The sequence below is a fragment of the Ruegeria sp. HKCCD4884 genome (assembly GCF_013110855.1).
Classification (GTDB): Bacteria; Pseudomonadota; Alphaproteobacteria; order Rhodobacterales; family Rhodobacteraceae; genus Ruegeria.
In genome coordinates this window covers 43,087-63,408 of the sequence record NZ_WVRJ01000014.1, presented here as the reverse complement: position 1 = coordinate 63,408, position 20,322 = coordinate 43,087, and the positions used below count along the sequence as shown (strand labels likewise).

Here is a 20,322-nt window from a genome sequence, read left to right as displayed (position 1 = left end):
CGGATCGGGGCCGGGTCATCCGGCCCCCGTCACTTTGGAAGGGAGACATGGACTATGAAACCCCAACGCCTTCTTCCCGCGCTGCTGTTTCTGGCCGCGCCCGCCTGGGCGGATGAAACCGCCGAACTGTGTGCCAAGGCGGAAGACCGTTATGTCGAGCTGTTTGGTCAGCCTTCATCCGCCGTCGAGGATGCCGAAGTGGTGCTGATGTATAAATATAATTTCTGCCCGTTTGAGCTGACCGTGAAGGCAGGCACAACTGTCCGCTGGGTGAATGTCGACAAACGCACCAGCCATTCGGTTCTTTTGAAAAACGGCAGCGAACCCGAAAGCGACCGTTTGTTCCCTGAGGAAACAGTCGACCTGACGTTTCTCACACCCGGCCCGCAGGAATATTTGTGCGGCCCGCATTGGGAAACACAGAACATGATCGGAATGATCACCGTCGAACCCTAAAGCAATAAAATACAGGCAAGAAAACAGGAGCGCGGGCGCAAATCCCGCGCTCCTTAACTTATGTCAAGGAGGTCGGTTTGCGATTGCGCCACCTTGCTCTCATGACACGCCCGGCAGGCCCAGCGACGTCCCGTTTACGCAAGGCTGATCCGGGTTTCGATGACATTCAGACCAAGCGAGTTTGCACATGAGCGGTAAGGTTTTTCTGATTGGCGCAGGCCCTGGCGATCCCGAGCTGATGACCCTGCGCGCATTGCGGATGCTGCAAGAAGCAGATGTAGTGGTCTATGATCGGCTGGTGTCTGCCGACATTCTAAATTTGCACACCGAGGGGGCACGGCTGATCCCGGTTGGCAAAGCACCTAAATGCCACACGGCTCCACAAGACCGCATCAACGAAATTCTGCTGGAAGAGGCCAGTGCGGGTCACACGGTTGCCCGTCTCAAAGGCGGCGATCCGATGATATTTGGCCGCGGCTCAGAGGAGGCCGCTTATCTGATGGCCCACGGTGTCGCTGTCGAATATGCGCCGGGCATTACGGCGGCACAGGGTGCGTCCGCTTCTACCGGCGTTCCACTGACCCATCGCGGTCTGGCGACCTCGGTGCAGTATGTCACCGGGCACCGTCAGGCCGACAAGGTGCTGGACCTCGACTGGAAACGTCTAGCCGATCCGGACTCGACGCTGGTGGTCTATATGGGTGTCGCCAACATAGGCCAGATCGCCATGGGTCTGATGACGGAAAATCTGCCGGGGTCTACCCCGGTTCTTGCCGTCGGCAAAGCGACCACACCGGATGAAAGCCGCATGGTATCTCGGTTGGACCAATTAGCCACTGACGTGCGCGAGGCCGGGTTAAAAGCACCCACGCTCTTTATAATTGGCAAGGTCGTATCGCTTTATGCCGAACGGCCCGTGGCCGAGCTTTTGGAGCAAGCCAATGGCTAAGCTGGGACGCAGAACAGTTGCGGCAGGATGCGGTGCACAGCGCCCTGTCGCGCGACGGCATTCGGTGCCGTCGGTGTTGCTGACAACGGCTGTGCTCATCGCAACATCCGCCTTCGCCGCTGACACCCTCGACCCCAACGCCCTGAAACGCCTTGTCCATCAGGATTGCGGATCTTGCCACGGTTTGTCGCTTAAAGGCGGTCTCGGCCCCGATCTGCGCAGCGAGACGTTGGAACATTATGATGCGGACGTCCTGACCGGCGTCATACTTGACGGCATCCCAGACACCGCGATGCCCCCATGGCGACCTCTGATCAGCGAGGAAGAGGCCGAATGGATTGCTCGCTACCTGCTGGAACAGGAGGCACAATGAAACACCTCATACTCGGCCTTGCAGCCTCACTGATGTTGACCACCGCACACGCCGAACCCACAGCGACCGGCGATCTTGGTCTTGTGATCGAACGCGCCAAGGGATCGGTACTGTTGGTCGATCAATCGGACCGGGCATCTCTGGCTCGTATCGAAGGTTTGGGCGATTTGTCCCATGCCTCGCTGGTCTATTCGCCTGATGAACGCTTTGCCTATGTCTTTGGCCGTGACGGCGGGCTGACCAAGGTTGACATCGTCACCCACCAGATCGTGAACCGCGTTGTTCAAGCGGGGAACGCCATTGGCGGTGCCATCTCGGACGACGGTACACTTGTTGCCGTGTCGAATTATGAGCCCGGTGGTGTGCGGGTGTTTGATGCTGACACGTTGGAAATGGTTGCGGACATCCCCACCGACAGCAAAACCATCGGTCTTGTGGACGCGCCGGGACGTCGGTTTGTCTTCACAATGTGGGATACAGGCGAGACCTGGATTGCCAACTTCGCCGAAGGCGAACCCGCGATCACCAAGATACCTGACATGGGCAAGAACCCCTATGACGCGCTGATCACCGCCAATGGCCGCACCTATATCACCGGCCTGTTTGGCGAAGACGGCCTGACCGCACTTGATCTGTGGGCCGACAACCCGGAACCCATCCGTGTGCTGCCTGATTATGGGCGCGGGCAAGAGGAAATGCCGGTCTACAAGATGCCCCATCTGGAAGGCTGGGCACTGACGGGGCGCGAATTCGTACTACCCGCGGTTGGTCATCACGAGGTGCTCTGGGTCGATGCCGACACTTTGTCCGAAACCGGGCGCACCAAAACGCACGGCCAGCCGGTTTTTGCCATGGCGCGCCCGGACGGGCGACAGGTTTGGGTCAATTTCGCCCACCCGCTGAACGACACCATTCAAGTGATCGATAGCGTCAGCAAAGAGATCATTCACGAATTCAAGCCCGGCCCTGCGGTACTGCATATGGAATTCACACCACGCGGGCATGAAGTCTGGATCAGCGTGCGCGACGCCAACAAGGTGATGGTCTACGACACGCAAACGTTTGAGAAATTGCGCGAAATCGACGCCGACAGCCCTTCGGGCATCTTCTTCACGGCCCGCGCGCACAAAACGGGGCTTTGATGGATGCAGCATATCACCGACCCGATTGATTGCCGCCTGTTGGACGACTTTCAGCGCGATTTCCCGATCACAGAGCGCCCATTTCAAGTGCTGGGAGACGCACTGGGGCTGGACGAAACCGAAGTACTTGACCGTCTGACCCGGATGCGTGCCACCGGCCGCATCACGCGGGTTGGCGCAACCATCACGCCCGGCGCAGTCACAGCGAGCACTTTGGCGGCTGTATCCGCACCGGAAAGTCGGTTGGAAGAAGTTGCCGCCCTGATCGATGCCGAACCTGGGGTGAACCACAATTATCAGCGTGAAGATGCCTGGAACCTCTGGTTTGTCGCAACAGGCCCGGACCGCGAACATGTCAACGAGACACTGGCCCGGATCAGCCGGACCTCGGGGTTGCGGGTGCTGGATCTGCGTCTGGTCCGACCGTTCAACGTGGACCTTGGGTTTCGCATGACTGCTGGCGCCAAGAACGTTCCTAGTGCGCGCAAAGTAGACGCATCAGCCATGCGCGATGGGGATCGTTGTTTGCTGCAGACACTCAGCTCGGGCCTTTCACTGGTCGCAGAGCCCTATGAGGCTCTGGCCCGTTCCTTGAACCGGAACGTGGATGACGTGATGGCACGGATCGCCGCCTTGCACACTGCCGGTATCATTTCTCGGCTCGGCGTTATCGTGCGCCACCGGGCACTGGGTTGGTCTGCCAATGCGATGGTTGTTTGGGACTTGCCTGCGGAACAAATTGACACTGCCGGTCCGGCGCTGGCCGCCTATCCCGGTGTCACGCTGTGTTATGAGCGCAATCCGGTTGAAGATGTCTGGCCCTATCGCCTCTATTCGATGATCCACGCCCGGACCCGGAACGAGGCTATGGACGTGCTGGCCGGTGCAATGGAGCTGCCCGAACTGGCTGGCGCGCGGAACAAGGTGCTGTTTTCGACCCGTTGCTTCAAGCAGACCGGAGCCTTGATTCAAGCGCGGGAGGTTGCCGCATGACTCTGGACGACAAAGACCGCGCGATCCTGAACCGGATGCAGGACGATCTGCCGCTCACCTCTCATCCTTTTGCGGCAGTGGCCGACGAGCTTGGCCTGTCCGAAACCGAGCTGCTGGAGCGTCTGACACGGCTGAAGAAAGACCGCGTTATCACGCGCTTTGGCCCGTTTTTCGACGCAGCCGCCATGGGCGGGGCCTTCTGCTTGTGCGCCATGGCTGTTCCGACTGAAAATTTCGAAACCGTCCTGACCAAAGTCAATGCGCACCCTGAGGTCGCCCATAATTATGAACGTACGCACCGGCTGAACATGTGGTTCGTGCTGGCCACCGAAACACCTGAGGGGATCGAGGCCGCCGCCGATGCCATCGAACGGGAAACGGGGATCGATGTTCTCCGTTTCCCCAAACTCCAGGAATTTTTCATTGGCTTCCGGGTGGCAGCATGATCGATGCAACCGACAGACAGATTATCGAGGCGTTGCAAGGGGGCTTACCCTTGTCGCCGACCCCGTATGCGCAGGTTGCCAAGGATCTTGGGCTTCAGGAAACCGATCTGCTTGAACGGCTGACAGCCCTGAAAGCACGCGGTGTGATCCGTCGCATTGCTGCGGCCCCAAATCACTACAAACTTGGCATGACATCGAACGGCATGACTGTTTGGGATGTAGACGATGCCAGCATCACCAAGTTGGGTGCACAGATCGGCGCCCTGCCCTTTGTGACCCATTGTTATGAACGGCCCCGCGCCCTGCCCGACTGGCCCTATAACTTGTTTGCCATGGTGCATGGTGCCAACCCTGATGAGGTTGAACAAAAGCGCGCCGAAATCGCTGCAATTCTGGGCGATGCCTGCCGGGCCAAGGACATCCTCTATTCCACGCGCATCCTGAAAAAGACCGGTCTGCGCCTGAAAAAGAAAGGCTGAGACATGTTCCGCCTGACAGAATACATGCACCAACTGGTCAACCCGACACCGGTGCGCAAACGCCGCCCTGGCCCAGTGAAACCTGTGGTGATCTGGAACCTGACGCGACGCTGCAACCTGAAATGCCGCCATTGCTATACCGTCTCGGCGGATGTGGCGTTCCCCGGTGAGCTCAGCCATGAGCAAGCCATGGTAACCCTTGAGGATCTTGGCCAGTTTCGCGTCCCGGCCTTGATCCTCTCGGGTGGGGAGCCGCTTGACCGGTTCGATTTCTTCGACATCGCCAAACGTGCCCGTGATCTGGTGCCGATGCTGGCTTTGTCGACCAACGGTACGCGGATTTATGATGAAACCGCCGACATGATTGCCGATGTGGGTTTCAACTACGTCGGCATATCGCTGGATGGAATTGGAGCGACGAATGACTGGTTTCGTGGCGTCGAGGGCGCTTTTGCCGACGCCTTGCGCGGCGTGCGAGAGTGTAAAAAGCGCGGCATCAAGGTCGGCCTGCGGTTCTGCCTGACCGAAGGCACGCAGCATCACTTGCCTGACTTGCTAAAGCTCTGTGATGATGAAGGGGTCGATAAGTTCTATTTGTCTCACCTCGTCTATGCTGGGCGGGGAGACAAGAACCGAGGCGAAGACGCCGAACACCAGCGCACACGCAAGGGATTGGAACTACTGTTGGAGCGCGCGTGGGAGGCCGCGTCAGGCGGGCGACCGTTGGATATCGTGACCGGCAACAATGACGCCGATGCAGGGTATTTCCTGAACTGGATCCGCGCGCATTTCGATGCCGAGAAAGCTGCCCATGTCCGCGAGCATCTGGCCGCATGGGGTGGAAACTCCAGCGGGTTGGGAGTCGCCAATATCGACAATCTCGGTCGGGTTCATCCGGACACATATTGGTCCGATTACACGGTCGGCAATGTAAAAACCAAGCCGTTTTCAGAGCTTTGGACCAGCAATGACCCGATGCTGGACATGTTACGGACCCGCCCCCGCCCTCTGAAAGGTCGCTGCGGTGCGTGTGAGCTGAAGGACGTCTGCGGTGGCAACACGCGCATTCGCGCCTTGCAACTGACAGGCGATCCCTGGGCCGAAGATCCGGCCTGTTACCTGTCAAATGAAGAAATCGGCGTGGATGACGCAGGAGAGCGCCTGCAGGTCACGCCGTTCCGGGGGAAAAGCTATGATCCGGCGCATCAGTTCTTTTGATAACCCGTCCCTGTTCCGGCAAATCGTGCCACCTGTGGAGCGCTCTGTAGCCTCCGGCGGGAGTATTTGGAAAAAGATGAAGATCGGACTGATGTGTTCCGTTCTGACGGCTGGTTCGGCATGGGCCGACGCGCCAGCGGATTACGCTGAGCACTGCGCGTCATGCCATGGCGAGAACCGCTTGGGCGGCGTTGGGCCAGCTTTGATCCCCGAGACGTTAAAGCGGATGCGGGGGCCGCGGGTTGCAGCGGTGATCGCCGAGGGCCGCACCGCGACACAGATGCCTGCGTTTTCACATGAGCTGGACGCGTTGCAGATCGAAGAACTGGCGGGGTGGCTAAAATCTCCGCTCGAGAGCGACCCGGAATGGGGTGAAGCTGACATCATGGCCAGCCGTATTCTGGACGAGGATTATACCCCGGTCGAAACACCCGTGTGGGATAGTGACCCGATGAACATCACGCTGGCGGTGGAGACCGGTGATCATCACGTCAGTGTTCTGGATGGCGACACGTTTGAAGTGCTGGACCGGTTCGAGACCCCTTTTGCCGTTCATGGCGGGCCAAAATTCAGCCCGGATGGCCGATACGTTTTCATCATGTCCCGCGATGGCTGGGTCCAGAAGTACGATATCTGGGCATTGAAACAGGTGGGGCGCGTTCGCGCGGGCCTCAACAGTCGCAACATCGCCATGTCAGGCGACGGAAAATGGGTGGCCGTTGCAAATTACTTGCCCAACAGCCTGACCCTGCTGTCGACCGAGGACCTCTCGGTTGCCACTGTCATTGAAGTCAAAAGCAAGAAAGGCGTGCCCAGCAGGGTGTCTGCCGTCTATCAGGCCCCACCGCGGGAGAGCTTTGTTTTGGCCCTGAAGGACGTGCCCGAAATTTGGGAGGTGTTCTACGGGGCCAACCCGCCACAATTTGGTATCGGGCATGATTTCCGCATTGAAGGTCAGTTCAAGAATCCCAACCCCTTCCCCGTGCGCAAGATCACCACGCCCGACTATCTGGACGATTTCTTTTTCGACCAGAGCTATGAGTTTGTCATGGGGGCGTCACGTGATGGCAAAGGCGGTCAGGTGATTGATCTGGTGATCGGGCACAAGGTCGCCGATCTGGACCTGCCGGGGATGCCGCATCTTGGGTCCGGTATTACATGGAAGTATGGCGATACGACCGTGATGGCCACCCCTCATCTGACCGATGGCACCGTATCCGTGATCGATATGGAAAGCTGGGAAACCGTCAAGCAGATCAAGACGGAAGGACCGGGGTTCTTCATGCGCAGTCATGAAAACTCACCTTATGTCTGGGCCGACGTGTTCTTTGGCCCGAACAAGGATGCGATGCATGTAATCGACAAGCAGAGCCTTGAAATCGTGAAAACTCTGCGCCCCGCGCCAGGCAAAACCGTGGCTCATGTGGAGTTCACCAAGGATGGCAGCCATGCGCTGGTTTCGATCTGGGAAGATGATGGCGCGGTGATCGTCTATGACGCGCAAACGCTGGAAGAGGTCCGCCGCCTGCCGATGCGCAAACCGTCTGGAAAGTACAATGTCTGGAACAAAATCACCTTCTCGGAAGGCACCAGCCACTGACGGCAAATGGCCGGTTTGGAAGCTGGCCATTCTGCTTTATCCCGCCACGGCGCTTACCGTGGCTATCAATCTGTTTTTGCTGGGTTTAATTTTACACAGCGCCGGGTTTGGAGCAATTGAACCTGTTCCCGCACTTCTGTGGTCCGTCCCTTTGGGCATTCCAGCGACATGGCTGGCTGGGCGCTGGGTACGCGGATTGATGGACGAGGCAGACAGGTAAGCAAAGAATCTATCTGCCTAACCAAAGTCAAGTATCGGCAAGTCGGAATCCCATACGGTTCAGGAAAGACTTCCGAGTTGGATTCTCCATGTCCGCCTTTCACTTTCTCCACATCCTCCCTGACCGCGTCTTGCGTGCGGCATGTGGAGTGGCGGGCATCCTTCTTCTGTTGTTGCAAATGCTTGCTCCGGCGCTGGCGAGTCCCGGACAAAGCATGTGGGTGGAGATCTGCTCGGAGGCAGGCGCGGTTTGGGTTGAGGTCGACCTTGAGGAGGAAAGCACCGATCCAACCGCGCCCTGCCCGAAATGCGCCGACTGTGCACTATGCGCGGTAACAACGGCCGGACCTGTGCCCGACACTCCGCTGCTGGTCGCGGACCGCACCCTGCAAATTGCACGCCCTGGGATTGGTGATCTGTGTAGCTACTATAGCTCGAAACGACAGTGGCCCGAAACCCGAGGCCCCCCGTTTGCGACCGAAGAAGAATCTGAACGCGCCCTGCGCGCGTCCATGGCGTCCACCCAAATAATCGGAGGTGCGCCGTGGTCGTAAGTCGCGCAATCCATTTTCTGCTGGCTTTCTCCCTGTCCTGCCTGATGGCGATCAGCGCCCATGCCGACAGTCTGGCCAGTTTCCTGCCCGAGATTGAACCCGCCGATCTGGCCCCCGGTGCCGATGCATTTGGTCCGGTGCGCGATGACATTCCGGTCGCGCCGATCACGAAGGATGGCGAGACCATTGCCTGGGCATTCCTGACGTCTGATTTTGTGGGCACGACGGGGTATTCCGGCAAACCCATCCATGTGGTTGCCGGTATCGATGAGAATGCGGTGCTGACTGGCGTGCAACTAGTCAAGCATTCGGAACCCATCGTTCTGATCGGGATCCCCAATTCCCGCATGGTCGAGCTGACCGAAGGCTATGCCGGTCTGGACCTGAAGATCGAGGCCGAAACCGGTGGCGAGGGGCATGACCTCGACATCATCTCGGGCGCAACGGTCACGATCATGGTCATCGACGACAGCCTTGTGCGCGGCGGCATTAAGGTGGCGCGCGCGCTGGGGTTGGGCGGGCTGTCTCCGCTACAAGCTGATGGGCCGAAACGCGAAGTCGATATGGCACAGGACGAGGTCTTTGACTGGACCACCCTGTCCGGGGACGGATCGGTACGGCGGTTGACGCTGGATATCGGGCAGGTCAACGCAGCGTTTGAAGCAACCGGCGATCAAAGGGCGATCAAACGCCCAGAACCGGGCGAACCCGATGACACCTTCATCGACATGCATATGGCGCTGGTTTCGGTCCCATCGATCGGCAAGTCGCTGCTGGGTGAGGCGGAATACCAGAACCTTGTGAACTGGCTGGAAGAAGGCGAGCAGGCCATTCTGGTGCTGGGTCGCGGAGCTTACAGCTTCAAGGGTTCAGGCTATGTGCGGGGCGGTATATTTGACCGAATCCAGCTGATCCAGGGCGACAGCTCGGTTCGGTTCTTTGACAAGCAACAGCGCCGTTTGGGCACAGTTGCCGCGTCGGATGCGCCGAGTTTCACTGAACTGGATATCTTCAAAATCCCTGCTGATGCCGAGTTTGATCCGGCTGAGCTGTTCCGCCTTCAACTGCTGGTACAGCGCGCGATTGGTGCTGTCGAAAAGACGTTCTTAACCTTTGACCTGGGCTACAAGCTGCCGGAACAGTACCTGCTGCCGGTCGCCGCGCCCGTGGTGGTCGATGACGCCACCGGCGAAGCTGCCGCCAAAGCTGCCCTGTGGCAGCGCATCTGGAAGGACCGCACAATCGAGATCGCGGTTCTGGGTGCAATGCTTCTGGTGCTGACTGCGACATTCTTCTTCCAGTTCCACGCCACTATGAACGCGCGCGTCTTCTACTGGTTCCGCATCGGATACCTGACCATGACGCTGTTCTTCATCGGCTGGTACGCCAATGCGCAACTGAGCGTGGTGAACCTGATGGCGCTGGCAGGCAGCCTGCGCACCGGTTTCAGCTGGGATGCTTTCCTGCTCGATCCTCTGGTCTTCATCCAATGGTTCGCCGTTGCCGCAGCGCTGCTGTTTTGGGGGCGCGGGGCCTATTGCGGCTGGCTGTGCCCGTTCGGCGCGCTGCAGGAACTCACCAACAAGATCGCGAGGGCGCTGAAGGTCCCGCAATGGACCCTGCCCTGGGGCCTGAACGAACGGTTGTGGCCCGCGAAATACATGATCTTCCTTGGCCTCTTTGGCCTCAGCTTTGTGTCGATCCCGCTGGCCGAGACCTATGCCGAGATCGAACCGTTCAAGACCGCGATCATTCTGAAATTCATGCGCGATTGGCCATTTGTGGTCTTTGCGCTGGCTCTGCTGGGGATCGGGCTGTTCATAGAACGGTTCTATTGCCGCTACCTCTGCCCGCTGGGCGGGGCGCTGGCGATCCCCGCCCGTATACGCATGTTCGACTGGCTGCGCCGCTACAAGGACTGCGGCAGCCCCTGTCAAACCTGCGCCAACGAATGCCCCGTTCAGGCGATCCACCCGACTGGTGAGATCAATCCGAACGAGTGCGTCACCTGCCTGCATTGTCAGGTGCTCTACCAGTCCGAGGACAAATGTCCCGTCGTTATCCGCCAATTGAAACGGCGGGCCAAGACAGGGTCGGTCACACCTAAGACCCCCCTCGGGCAACCACCGGCGAACCATCCGAACGCCAAACCGCAAACCGTTTCCTAAAAGGAGGAACGATCATGTCGGAACACGATAAGAAACTGAACATCACACGCCGCGGGATGCTGGGGGCAACCGCCACCGGCGCGGTGATTGCCGGGACCGGTCTGGGATCAACCCTGATGACCGCGCGCGAAGCCAGTGCTGCCGCCAAGGCGCATCTGGAACCGGGCGAGTTGGACGAATATTATGGCTTCTGGTCCTCGGGCCAGACCGGTGAACTACGCATTCTGGGCGTGCCCTCGATGCGTGAATTGATGCGGGTGCCAGTATTCAACCGCTGCTCGGCCACCGGCTGGGGTCAGACAAACGAGTCGCTGAAAATTTTGACCGAAGGCTTGCTGCCTGAAACCAAAGAATACCTCGCCGCAAACGGCAAGGTCACCTATGACAACGGTGACCTGCACCACCCGCATATGTCTTTCACCGATGGCACCTATGACGGTCGCTATTTGTTTATGAACGACAAGGCGAACACCCGTGTTGCCCGTGTGCGCTGTGACGTGATGAAATGCGACAAGATCATCGAGATCCCGAACGCACATGACATCCACGGCCTGCGCCCGCAGAAATACCCGCGCACCGGCTACATCTTCGCTAACGGTGAGCACGAAGCACCGCTGGTTAATGACGGCCAGATCCTCGACGATCCGTCGCAATACGTGAACATCTTCACCGCCATTGACGGCGACACGATGGAGATCGCATGGCAGGTGATGGTCTCTGGTAACCTCGACAACACCGATTGCGACTATCAGGGCAAATATGCCTTCTCGACCTCATATAACTCTGAAATGGGGATGAACCTGGCCGAGATGACCGAGAACGAGTTGGACCACGTGGTCGTGTTCAACCTCAAAGGCATCGAAGAGGCTGTGGCTGCCGGGAACTATCAGGAACTGAACGGCGTCAAGGTCGTGGACGGGCGCAAAGAGGCCGGTGGCAACCTGACCCGCTATATCCCGATACCGAACTCGCCACACGGTGTGAACGCAGCACCCGACAAGAAACACATCATGATCAACGGGAAACTGTCGCCGACCGTGTCCGTGATTGATGTGGAAAAAGTCGACGCTCTGTTTGCTGACAACGCTGATCCACGCTCGGCCATCGTTGCGGAACCGCAGCTGGGTCTTGGCCCGCTTCACACTGCGTTCGACGGTAAGGGCAACGCCTATACCACCCTGTTCCTGGACAGCCAGGTGGTGAAATGGGACATCGCCAAGGCCATCGAAGCCTATGGTGGTTCGGACGTTGATCCGATCCTCGACAAAGTGGATGTGCAGTATCAGCCCGGCCACAACTCGACATCGATGGGTGAGACCGCCGAAGCAGATGGCAAGTGGCTGATTTCGATGAACAAGTTCTCGAAGGACCGCTTCCTGAACGTAGGTCCGCTGAAGCCGGAAAACGAGCAGTTGATCGACATCTCAGGTGACAAGATGAAGGTGGTTCATGATGGCCCGACCTTCGCGGAACCGCACGACTCGATCCTCGTGCACCGGTCCAAGGTGAACCCGGTCAATGTCTGGGATCGAAATGATCCGATGTGGGAAGATGCCCGCAAACAGGCCGAGGCAGATGGTGTCGATCTGGACGAAGGTGCCGAAGAACCTATCCGGGACGGCAACAAGGTCCGCGTCTACATGACCTCGACCGCACCCGTGTTCAGCATGGAGAAGTTCACCGTCAAACAGGGTGACGAGGTTACGATCTATGTCACCAACCTGGATGATGTGGACGACGTGACCCACGGGCTGTGTCTGTCGAACTTTGGCATCGCGATGGAGATCGGGCCGCAGGCCACCGCCTCGGTCACCTTCATCGCCGACCGTCCAGGTGTGCACTGGTACTATTGCCAGTGGTTCTGCCACGCGCTGCATATGGAAATGCGCGGCCGGATGTTTGTTGAACCCCGGAGTGCATAAAATGCGTTGGTCCCTGCTCATACCGCTCCTGCTCGGCTCGCCTCTTTGGGCGGCGGATTGGGATGTGCCCAACCGGGCGGGGGCCATCAACGAGATACTGGCGCAGGCGGCGGATGGAGATACCCTCCGCCTGCGCCCCGGTGTTTATACTGAAACGCTGGTTCTGGACCGGCCCGTTACCCTTGACGGGCTGGGACAAGCCACCATTGACGGTCAGGGCGAAGGCAGCGTCATCACCGTGACCGGGCCGGGCGTGACAGTGCGCGGACTGACGGTGATCGGATCGGGCTCGGACCATGACGGGATCGACAGCGGCATCCAGTTGACCAAGACGGCCTACGCGCCGGTGGTTGAAGACAATGTGCTGCTGGGCAATCTCTATGGCATCGACATCCACGGTGCGAAAGACAGCATCGTGCGGCGTAACCGGATCGAAGGACGGCAAGACCAGCGTATGAACGACCGCGGCAACGGGGTTTATGTCTGGAATGCGCCCGGTGCGCGGGTCGAAGACAATGACATCCGGTACGGTCGCGACGGGATCTTTGTGAACTCGTCCAAGAAGAACACCTTCACCGACAACCTGTTCCGCGATCTGCGTTTTGCCGTGCATTACATGTATGCCGACAATTCGGTGGTCAGTGACAATGTCTCGATCGGTAACGATCTGGGCTATGCGGTGATGTTCACGACCAATGTGACCGTGGCCAATAACGTCTCGATTGGCGACCGCGAACATGGCGTGATGCTGAACTATGCCAACAAGAGCGTCATCACCGGCAATGTGGTGAAAGGTGCCAAGGAAAAATGCACCTTCCTCTATAACTCCAACAAGAACGAATTCACCGACAACTGGTTCCAGGGATGCGGCATCGGCATCCATTTCACCGCTGGCAGCGAGCGCAACCGCATCGTTGGCAATTCTTTCATCGGAAACCGGACGCAGGTAAAATACGTCTCGACCAAATGGGTCGAGTGGTCTGAAGACGGGCGCGGAAATTACTGGTCCGATTTCGCTGCCTATGATGTGGATGGCAACGGCATCGCCGATGCCCCTTATCGCCCCAATGACTCGATGGACCATGTGCTGTGGACCCAACCCGCAGCCAAATTGTTGCTCGGCTCACCCGCCGTGCAGCTGGTGCGCTGGTCTCAATCGGCCTTCCCGGCACTGCTGCCGGGGGGTGTGATGGACAGCAATCCACTGATGCAAGCCCCTGAACCCCCAGCTATGAAAAAGGTGCCTCATGACGGATAAGGCCCTGACGATTGACCATGTTCTCAAGGATCGAGGCAAAACCCGCGTTCTTGACGATATCACCCTGTCTCTTGCCCCCGGTCAGCGCGTTGCGCTGCTCGGCCACAACGGCGCGGGCAAGTCGACTCTGATCAAATCCATCCTCGGCCTGACGCCGATCAACGGTGGAACAATCCGGATTGGAGAAGCCGCCCCCGGTAGCGCCCAAGCGCGGCGCGAGACGGCGTATCTGCCCGAGGCAGTGTCGTTTCACCCGGCCCTGACAGGCCGCGAGCAACTGACTCTGTTTGCGAAACTGTCCGGCGCAAAAGCTGATGTGCCCGGCCTTCTGGAACGCGTTGGCCTGAGCGACGCGCTGGACCGACGGATCGGAGCTTATTCCAAAGGAATGCGGCAACGTCTGGGTCTGGCGCAGGTGCTGCTGGGCCAGCCGAAAGTGGCGCTGCTGGATGAGCCGACAAGCGGCTTGGACCCGATCTCACGACAGGATCTTTATGCCATCATTGACGAGCTGGCGGCACAAGGCACCGCCGTGTTGATCGCATCCCATGCACTGACCGAGGTCGAGGCCCGCACGGATCGCATCGCCATCATGCGCAAAGGCCGGATGGTGGTTGACGACACGCTGAACAACCTTTCGGCGCTGGCTGGTCTTCCGATCCGCCTGAAGGTTCGTGCCAGTGCCAATGCCGATGCTTTGGCCGCCGAATTGGGCGGCAACCGGATCAATGGCGCGTCGGTGGAACTGCTCTGTACCCCGGCTGACAAGATGGAAGCCCTGCGCCGCATCGCCGGCATGGGCGACGCGGTGGCGGACGTCGAGATGACTCCGCCGAAACTGGAAGACCTCTATCGTCACTACGCACAGGAGGAACTGCAATGACCCGTTTCCTCGCCATCACCCGCACCGAGATGCTGATCCTGCGCCGCAACCGCTGGCTGCTGGTCGCCACACTGATCATGGTGCTGTTCGCTTTGGCGCTGACTTTCGCAGGCAGCGCTCCAACCGGAACACTGGGCGTTGACATGCTGACCGTCTCGGTCGCGTCTATGACTACGCTGTCGGTCTATCTTGCCCCCTTGCTGGCGCTGATGATCTCGTTCGACGCCATTGCGGGCGACGTGGACCGGGGCAGCCTGTCGCTGCTTTTGTCCTACCCGGCAGGACGCGGAGAAATCCTGTTGGGTAAGTTCACAGCACATCTGGCCGCATTGTCCTTTGCCATGGCCGTAGGCTTCGGCACCGCTGGCGCCGTAGCCGCGTTTTTTGGGGGCGCTGGGCCAGACAGCCTATTGGCTCTGGCGCGTCTGATCCTCACATCCATCCTGCTGGGCGCTGTCTTTCTGGCGCTGGGATACCTGCTGTCCGCCCTGGCAAAGGGGGCCACGGCGGCGGCGGGTCTGTCGGCCGGGCTCTGGCTGGTTTTTGTCGTCCTCTATGATCTGGGCCTGTTGGGGGCTGTCGTCATGGACAAGGGCAGCAGCTTCACCCAATCCGTCTTTCCATGGGTGATGGTGGCCAACCCGGCCGACGCATTCCGGCTGTGGAACATCGCCGCGACCGAAGGCGTGGCCATGGCATCCGGCATGACCGGGGCTGCGCAGGCCCTTCCCGTCTGGGCAGCACCTGCGTCACTGCTGATCTGGCCCGTGGTGGCCTTCGCCCTTGCGCGGCTTGCATTTCGGAGGGTTGAACCATGAAACACCTCGCCCTAATCGCGTTGGTCGCGCTGGCGGCTTGCAAGGAAGAGGTTGCGAAAGCCCCCAATCCGGTTGATCTGACCCCAGACGCGCTGAGCTTTTTCTGCCAGATGAATATTGCCGAGCATGGCGGTCCTAAAGGTCAGATCCATCTGGAAGGCTACCCCGCCCCACTGTTTTTTGCGCAGGTGCGTGATATGGTGGCATACCTCAAAAGCCCCGAACGTGATGCAGATATAACGGCTGTATACGTCAGCGACATGGGCGTCGCGCCAAGCTGGCGTCAGCCCGGAATTTCGAACTGGATCGCTGCAGATGGTGCGACCTTTGTTGTCGGCGCCAATGTCGCTGGCGGCATGGGTGCGCGAGAGGTGGTGCCGTTTGCCCGTCCTACAGACGCCGAATCTTTCATCACTATTTACGGCGGCGCGGCAATGAGCCTGCCAGACATCCCGGATGCCGAAGTGCTTGGTCCTGTTGATCTTGATCTACCGCTGGAGACACCCGCATGACTGCCCTGACTCGCCGCCGGTTTTTGTTCATCTCAGCTGCCTGCTCTTTGTCCGGTCCGGCGTTGGCGTCGGATGCACGGTGGAACGGAGCTGCACTTGGTGCCGCCGCAAGTCTGCGGCTGGTCGGACTGTCTCATACCGACGCTGCGCCAATCATTAAGGCCGTGGAATCCGAGATAACTCGGTTAGAGGACATCTTCAGCCTCTATCGTCCTGACTCGCAGATCTGCCAATTAAACAGGCATGGTGTACTGAACGCACCGGCTCCTGAGTTTTTGAGTGTACTGGGCTTATGCACAGCTTTGCATCGGGCTTCGGAAGGTGCGTTTGATCCAAGCGTACAACCTCTGTGGTCGGCAATGGCGACGCAGCCCCCTTCTGAAAATCTGGATGAAGTTCAACAGCTAATCGGTTGGGAAAAAGTCTATTTCGATACTTCAGTAGTGCGCCTGCCTGTACCCGGTCAGTCAGCGCTGACGCTGAACGGCATCGCACAGGGCGCAATTACAGATCGGATCGCAGCACTTCTGCGTGGATTTGGTTTGCGCGATGTTCTGGTAAACATGGGAGAGGTCGCCGCTTTGGGCACGCGAGGCGATGGCACCCCCTGGAACGTCGGTATCGCCGCACCGGATCAAAGAGTGTTGAAACGCATTTCGTTGCAGAACCGTGCAGTTGCCACATCGTCGTCCTTAAGCTCAGAACTGGGCCCTGGACTTGGCCACATCATCACCCCAAACGGGCCAGCGCGCGACAACAGGACGGTTTCGATTTCTGCCCCGGACGCCAGTCTGGCGGATGGTCTATCGACCGCACTTTGTGCCGCTCCATACCGGCAAGCGAACAAAATCGCGCGGCAGTTTCCAGGCGCCCGGATCGAATTAGACGCATGAAAATCCCCCTTCAAGTCTCAAAGTGATCAATAAAATTTCTGAACAAATATGACTTAGGTCAAATCGCGACCACGATGGGGCGGTTATGAAAACAAACACGCGAACGAAATTATCCAACTTCGAGTCACCAGCAATGAGCCAGATGACGAGTAGACGCGCTTTCCTAAGCGCGCGCACCCTTCGGGAAGATCGCAACGCGATCCGACCGCCGGGCGCTGCCGTGTCGGACTTTGCGGAACTGTGCACACGGTGTGAGGATTGCGCCGAAGCCTGCCCCGAAGACGTCATCACTTTCGACGACAGTGGTTTTCCGGTTCTGGATCTTTCCGCAGGCGGCTGCACCCTGTGTGGTGAATGCGCTGGCGCGTGCCCGACACCGGCGCTTTTGCCCGAGCTTGTCGCCGAGTGGCCTTGGCGCGCGCAGATTGAGGCCGAAAACTGCCTGTCTATGAACGGGGTGAGCTGCCGTTTGTGCCAGGACAATTGCGAGCAAGACGCCATCCGCTTTCGCCTACAACTGGGCGGACGTGCGGAACCTGCGCTTGATACCGAAGTCTGTATCGGTTGCGGCAGCTGTTCCGCCGCATGTCCCGCCGGGGCCATAGCGCTTCACCGTCCCACCCCACGACACCCGGAGGTGACCCAATGAACATCTGTGGCTGTCTCGTCCACATCGCCCCCGATCACACCGACGCCGCGCGCGCGGCCATGACCGGCACCCAAGGCGTCGAGGTTCATGCCGAAGCCGAAGATGGCCGGTTTGTGGTGGTTGTCGAGGATACCGCCGACCGGCTGGCCTCGGAAACCATCATGGATCTGCATCAGATTCCCGGCGTGATCTCACTGTCACTGACCTATCACCATTTCGAAGATCTCGCGGAGGCATCTCCGCAATCCAATGCCCAAAGCCAACCGACCAGCAGGAGGCCCATGCAATGACTGTTTCTGAATCCCGCCGCACTTTCCTGAAGGCATCTGCCGCTGCCGCAACGGCATCGGCTGCCGGTATTCCCATGGCGGCCGGCCAGGCCAATGCTCAGACCGGTGCACCCGACATCCGCTGGGACAAGGCCGCCTGCCGGTTCTGTGGCACAGGCTGCTCGGTTCTGGTTGGCACCAAAGACGGTCGCGTGGTTGCCACGCAAGGGGACCCGGACGCGCCGGTGAACCGGGGTCTGAACTGTATCAAAGGATACTTCCTCTCCAAGATCATGTACGGCAAGGATCGCCTGACCACCCCACTGCTGCGCAAAACCAACGGCGAATACGACAAGAACGGTGAATTCGAGTCCGTAAGTTGGGATGAAGCCTTTGATGTCATGGCCGCCAAGTGGAAAGAGGCCCTAGCCAAGAAAGGCCCGACCAGCGTCGGCATGTTCGGCTCGGGTCAGTGGACGGTGTGGGAAGGCTATGCTGCCGCCAAGATGATGAAGGCGGGCTTCCGTTCGAACAACATCGACCCCAACGCACGTCACTGCATGGCCTCGGCCGTTGTGGGTTTCATGCGCACATTCGGCATCGACGAGCCAATGGGGTGCTATGACGATTTGGAACACGCCGATACCTTTGTGCTGTGGGGTTCGAACATGGCTGAGATGCACCCGATCCTGTGGTCGCGTCTGACGGATACGCGCCTGACCAAGCCGGGATGCGAGGTGCATGTGCTGTCGACCTTCGAACATCGCTCGTTCGAATTGGCCGACAATGGCATGGTGTTCGAACCACAGACAGACCTGGCAATCCTGAATTATATCGCCAACTACATCATTCAGAATGGCGCGGTGAACGAATATTTCGTGCGTAACCACGTCAATATCACCAAAACCGCAACGGATATCGGTTATGGCCTGCGTGAAACCAATGCGTTGCAGCAGGAAGCCGCGAACCCGAACTCGGGCAAGCTGGAAACCATCAGTTTCGAGGAATATGCCGAGGCTGTCGCGCCCTACACGCTGGAATACACTTCTGAATTGTCGGGTGTCCCTGCCGACAAGCTGGAGAAACTGGCGCAGCAATATGCAGACCCAACCCGCAAGGTCATGAGCCTGTGGACCATGGGCTTCAACCAGCACACACGCGGGTCCTGGGTGAACTCGCTAATGTACAACGTGCACCTGCTGGTGGGTAAGATATCGGAACCCGGAAACTCGCCCTTCTCGCTGACCGGCCAGCCCTCGGCTTGTGGTACCGCGCGCGAGGTCGGCACCTTTGCCCATCGCCTGCCCGCCGACATGGTCGTCGCAAATGATGAGCACCGGAAGATTTGCGAGACTGCTTGGAACATCCCGGAAGGGACCATTCCTCCCAAGCCCGGCTTCCACGCCGTGCTGCAGCACCGCAAGCTAAAAGATGGTGAGCTGAACGCTTACTGGGTTCAGTGCAACAACAACATGCAAGCCGCACCCAACATCAACGAAGAAGGTTATCCCGGTTACCGCAACCCGGAAAACTTCATCACCGTGTCTGATCCCTATCCGACAGTTACGGCGGTGTCCGCCGACCTGATCTTGCCCACCGCGATGTGGGTCGAGAAGGAAGGCGCGTATGGCAATGCAGAACGCCGCACCCAGTTCTGGCGGCAACAAGTACCAGCACCGGGTGAGGCCAAATCAGACCTGTGGCAGTTGATGGAGTTTTCGAAACGCTTCACCGTCGAAGAAGTTTGGGGCGAAGAGTTGTTGGCCAAGATGCCCGAACATCGCGGCAAGACCATGTATGACGTGCTGTTCGCCAATGGCAAAGTTGACCAATTCCCGCTGTCCGAAACCGCGGAAGGCTTCGACAACGACGATGCCGAGCATTTCGGTTACTACGTCCAGAAAGGCTTGTTCGAGGAATATGCTGATTTCGGGCGTGGCCACGCGCACGATTTGGCTCCGTTCGACATGTACCATCAGGCGCGCGGTATGCGTTGGCCGGTCGTGGATGGCAAGGAAACGCTCTATCGCTTCCGCGAAGGCTATGACCCCTACGTACCCGAAGGCGCGGATGTGAAGTTCTATGGTCACAAAGACGGCAAGGCCAAGATCATCTTTGCACCGTACGAACCTGCCGCCGAAGTGCCCGATGAGGAGTACGATCTGTGGCTGTCAACGGGTCGCGTGTTGGAGCATTGGCACTCGGGCTCGATGACACGCCGGGTTCCCGAACTGCACCGCGCTTATCCGTCGGCTGTGGTGTATATGCACCCTGAAGACGCCAAGGATCGCGGTTTGCGCCGTGGGCAAGAAATTGTTCTGTCTACCCGCCGAGGCGAGGTCACCAGCCGCGTTGAAACACGGGGTCGGAACAAAGTGCCGCGTGGTCTGGTCTTCATGCCCTGGTTCGATGAACACCAGCTGACCAACAAGCTGACGCTGGACGCGACCTGCCCGCTGTCGAAAGAGACCGACTTCAAGAAGTGCGCCTGCAAGGTCGAACGTGCGTAACCAGCAAGGAT

General features: G+C 58.8%; 21 protein-coding genes. All 21 read left to right on the top strand.

What is annotated here, in order from left to right; all coding sequences use genetic code 11:
- Positions 1-54: 54 nt before the first annotated feature.
- The gene (locus GS636_RS18270) at positions 55-456 is read left to right on the top strand and encodes a plastocyanin/azurin family copper-binding protein (RefSeq protein WP_171671411.1); all 402 of its coding nucleotides are present in this window, start codon (positions 55-57) and stop codon (positions 454-456) included.
- A 187-nt stretch (positions 457-643) separates the two neighbouring features.
- Positions 644-1,405 carry a uroporphyrinogen-III C-methyltransferase gene (cobA, locus tag GS636_RS18265; protein WP_171671408.1) on the top strand — a complete coding sequence of 254 codons (762 nt, stop codon included), beginning with the start codon at positions 644-646 and terminating at the stop codon, positions 1,403-1,405.
- Positions 1,398-1,778 (top strand): cytochrome c, encoded by a 381-nt coding sequence (locus tag GS636_RS18260; protein WP_253762878.1) that lies wholly within the window; start codon positions 1,398-1,400, stop codon positions 1,776-1,778. The genes cobA and GS636_RS18260 overlap by 8 nt, the downstream gene beginning before the upstream one ends.
- Positions 1,775-2,920 carry a cytochrome D1 domain-containing protein gene (locus GS636_RS18255; protein WP_171671406.1) on the top strand — a complete coding sequence of 382 codons (1,146 nt, stop codon included), beginning with the start codon at positions 1,775-1,777 and terminating at the stop codon, positions 2,918-2,920. The genes GS636_RS18260 and GS636_RS18255 overlap by 4 nt, the downstream gene beginning before the upstream one ends.
- Positions 2,921-2,923: 3 nt before the next feature.
- Positions 2,924-3,913 (top strand): AsnC family transcriptional regulator, encoded by a 990-nt coding sequence (locus tag GS636_RS18250; RefSeq protein ID WP_171671404.1) that lies wholly within the window; start codon positions 2,924-2,926, stop codon positions 3,911-3,913.
- On the top strand, positions 3,910-4,359 hold the full coding sequence (locus GS636_RS18245; protein ID WP_171185622.1) for an Lrp/AsnC family transcriptional regulator: 450 nt from the start codon (positions 3,910-3,912) through the stop codon (positions 4,357-4,359). Before GS636_RS18250 ends, GS636_RS18245 begins: the two co-directional genes overlap by 4 nt.
- A complete protein-coding gene (locus tag GS636_RS18240; RefSeq protein WP_171671401.1) occupies positions 4,356-4,838 on the top strand; it encodes an AsnC family transcriptional regulator in 483 nt (160 codons plus the stop codon). Before GS636_RS18245 ends, GS636_RS18240 begins: the two co-directional genes overlap by 4 nt.
- A gap of 3 nt (positions 4,839-4,841) precedes the next feature.
- Positions 4,842-6,056, top strand: a complete 1,215-nt coding sequence (nirJ, locus tag GS636_RS18235) for a heme d1 biosynthesis radical SAM protein NirJ (RefSeq protein ID WP_171671398.1) — start codon at positions 4,842-4,844, stop codon at positions 6,054-6,056.
- A 76-nt stretch (positions 6,057-6,132) separates the two neighbouring features.
- Complete coding sequence (locus GS636_RS18230; protein WP_216602957.1) at positions 6,133-7,656, top strand: nitrite reductase; 1,524 nt, start codon at positions 6,133-6,135, stop codon at positions 7,654-7,656.
- Positions 7,613-7,876, top strand: coding sequence for a hypothetical protein (locus GS636_RS18225; RefSeq protein ID WP_171671396.1), 264 nt, complete (start codon positions 7,613-7,615; stop codon positions 7,874-7,876). The genes GS636_RS18230 and GS636_RS18225 overlap by 44 nt, the downstream gene beginning before the upstream one ends.
- A gap of 88 nt (positions 7,877-7,964) precedes the next feature.
- Entirely contained in the window at positions 7,965-8,429 is a 465-nt protein-coding gene (locus tag GS636_RS18220) for a DUF2946 family protein (protein ID WP_216602956.1), read from the top strand.
- Positions 8,430-8,473: 44 nt separating this feature from the next.
- Positions 8,474-10,597, top strand: a complete 2,124-nt coding sequence (locus GS636_RS18215) for a NosR/NirI family protein (RefSeq protein WP_216602959.1) — start codon at positions 8,474-8,476, stop codon at positions 10,595-10,597.
- A 14-nt stretch (positions 10,598-10,611) separates the two neighbouring features.
- Positions 10,612-12,519 carry a TAT-dependent nitrous-oxide reductase gene (gene nosZ, locus GS636_RS18210; RefSeq protein ID WP_171671390.1) on the top strand — a complete coding sequence of 636 codons (1,908 nt, stop codon included), beginning with the start codon at positions 10,612-10,614 and terminating at the stop codon, positions 12,517-12,519.
- A gap of 1 nt (position 12,520) precedes the next feature.
- Positions 12,521-13,777: a nitrous oxide reductase family maturation protein NosD gene (locus tag GS636_RS18205; protein WP_171671388.1), complete on the top strand. Its 1,257-nt coding sequence runs from the start codon at positions 12,521-12,523 to the stop codon at positions 13,775-13,777.
- Entirely contained in the window at positions 13,767-14,660 is an 894-nt protein-coding gene (locus tag GS636_RS18200) for an ABC transporter ATP-binding protein (protein ID WP_171671385.1), read from the top strand. Before GS636_RS18205 ends, GS636_RS18200 begins: the two co-directional genes overlap by 11 nt.
- Entirely contained in the window at positions 14,657-15,478 is an 822-nt protein-coding gene (locus GS636_RS18195; protein WP_171671383.1) for an ABC transporter permease, read from the top strand. Before GS636_RS18200 ends, GS636_RS18195 begins: the two co-directional genes overlap by 4 nt.
- Complete coding sequence (locus GS636_RS18190; RefSeq protein ID WP_171647289.1) at positions 15,475-15,990, top strand: nitrous oxide reductase accessory protein NosL; 516 nt, start codon at positions 15,475-15,477, stop codon at positions 15,988-15,990. Before GS636_RS18195 ends, GS636_RS18190 begins: the two co-directional genes overlap by 4 nt.
- The gene (locus GS636_RS18185; protein WP_171671381.1) at positions 15,987-16,883 is read left to right on the top strand and encodes an FAD:protein FMN transferase; all 897 of its coding nucleotides are present in this window, start codon (positions 15,987-15,989) and stop codon (positions 16,881-16,883) included. Before GS636_RS18190 ends, GS636_RS18185 begins: the two co-directional genes overlap by 4 nt.
- A gap of 142 nt (positions 16,884-17,025) precedes the next feature.
- A complete protein-coding gene (gene napF / locus GS636_RS18180; protein WP_253762873.1) occupies positions 17,026-17,532 on the top strand; it encodes a ferredoxin-type protein NapF in 507 nt (168 codons plus the stop codon).
- A complete protein-coding gene (locus GS636_RS18175) occupies positions 17,529-17,822 on the top strand; it encodes a chaperone NapD (protein ID WP_171094567.1) in 294 nt (97 codons plus the stop codon). The genes napF and GS636_RS18175 overlap by 4 nt, the downstream gene beginning before the upstream one ends.
- Positions 17,819-20,311: a nitrate reductase catalytic subunit NapA gene (napA, locus tag GS636_RS18170; RefSeq protein WP_171671376.1), complete on the top strand. Its 2,493-nt coding sequence runs from the start codon at positions 17,819-17,821 to the stop codon at positions 20,309-20,311. The genes GS636_RS18175 and napA overlap by 4 nt, the downstream gene beginning before the upstream one ends.
- Positions 20,312-20,322: the final 11 nt, after the last annotated feature.

What these genes read in the sequence shown, in the direction of transcription:
- GS636_RS18200 (WP_171671385.1), top strand. Translation starts at nt 13,767, where the DNA reads ATGACGGATAAGGCCCTGACGATTGACCATGTTCTCAAGGATCGAGGC.
- GS636_RS18225 (WP_171671396.1), top strand. Translation starts at nt 7,613, where the DNA reads ATGTCTGGAACAAAATCACCTTCTCGGAAGGCACCAGCCACTGACGGC.
- GS636_RS18220 (WP_216602956.1), top strand. Translation starts at nt 7,965, where the DNA reads ATGTCCGCCTTTCACTTTCTCCACATCCTCCCTGACCGCGTCTTGCGT.
- GS636_RS18185 (WP_171671381.1), top strand. Translation starts at nt 15,987, where the DNA reads ATGACTGCCCTGACTCGCCGCCGGTTTTTGTTCATCTCAGCTGCCTGC.
- napF (WP_253762873.1), top strand. Translation starts at nt 17,026, where the DNA reads ATGACGAGTAGACGCGCTTTCCTAAGCGCGCGCACCCTTCGGGAAGAT.
- GS636_RS18270 (WP_171671411.1), top strand. Translation starts at nt 55, where the DNA reads ATGAAACCCCAACGCCTTCTTCCCGCGCTGCTGTTTCTGGCCGCGCCC.
- napA (WP_171671376.1), top strand. Translation starts at nt 17,819, where the DNA reads ATGACTGTTTCTGAATCCCGCCGCACTTTCCTGAAGGCATCTGCCGCT.
- GS636_RS18260 (WP_253762878.1), top strand. Translation starts at nt 1,398, where the DNA reads ATGGCTAAGCTGGGACGCAGAACAGTTGCGGCAGGATGCGGTGCACAG.
- GS636_RS18215 (WP_216602959.1), top strand. Translation starts at nt 8,474, where the DNA reads ATGGCGATCAGCGCCCATGCCGACAGTCTGGCCAGTTTCCTGCCCGAG.
- GS636_RS18250 (WP_171671404.1), top strand. Translation starts at nt 2,924, where the DNA reads ATGCAGCATATCACCGACCCGATTGATTGCCGCCTGTTGGACGACTTT.
- nosZ (WP_171671390.1), top strand. Translation starts at nt 10,612, where the DNA reads ATGTCGGAACACGATAAGAAACTGAACATCACACGCCGCGGGATGCTG.
- GS636_RS18240 (WP_171671401.1), top strand. Translation starts at nt 4,356, where the DNA reads ATGATCGATGCAACCGACAGACAGATTATCGAGGCGTTGCAAGGGGGC.
- GS636_RS18195 (WP_171671383.1), top strand. Translation starts at nt 14,657, where the DNA reads ATGACCCGTTTCCTCGCCATCACCCGCACCGAGATGCTGATCCTGCGC.
- GS636_RS18230 (WP_216602957.1), top strand. Translation starts at nt 6,133, where the DNA reads ATGAAGATCGGACTGATGTGTTCCGTTCTGACGGCTGGTTCGGCATGG.
- GS636_RS18190 (WP_171647289.1), top strand. Translation starts at nt 15,475, where the DNA reads ATGAAACACCTCGCCCTAATCGCGTTGGTCGCGCTGGCGGCTTGCAAG.
- GS636_RS18175 (WP_171094567.1), top strand. Translation starts at nt 17,529, where the DNA reads ATGAACATCTGTGGCTGTCTCGTCCACATCGCCCCCGATCACACCGAC.
- GS636_RS18245 (WP_171185622.1), top strand. Translation starts at nt 3,910, where the DNA reads ATGACTCTGGACGACAAAGACCGCGCGATCCTGAACCGGATGCAGGAC.
- nirJ (WP_171671398.1), top strand. Translation starts at nt 4,842, where the DNA reads ATGTTCCGCCTGACAGAATACATGCACCAACTGGTCAACCCGACACCG.
- GS636_RS18205 (WP_171671388.1), top strand. Translation starts at nt 12,521, where the DNA reads ATGCGTTGGTCCCTGCTCATACCGCTCCTGCTCGGCTCGCCTCTTTGG.
- GS636_RS18255 (WP_171671406.1), top strand. Translation starts at nt 1,775, where the DNA reads ATGAAACACCTCATACTCGGCCTTGCAGCCTCACTGATGTTGACCACC.
- cobA (WP_171671408.1), top strand. Translation starts at nt 644, where the DNA reads ATGAGCGGTAAGGTTTTTCTGATTGGCGCAGGCCCTGGCGATCCCGAG.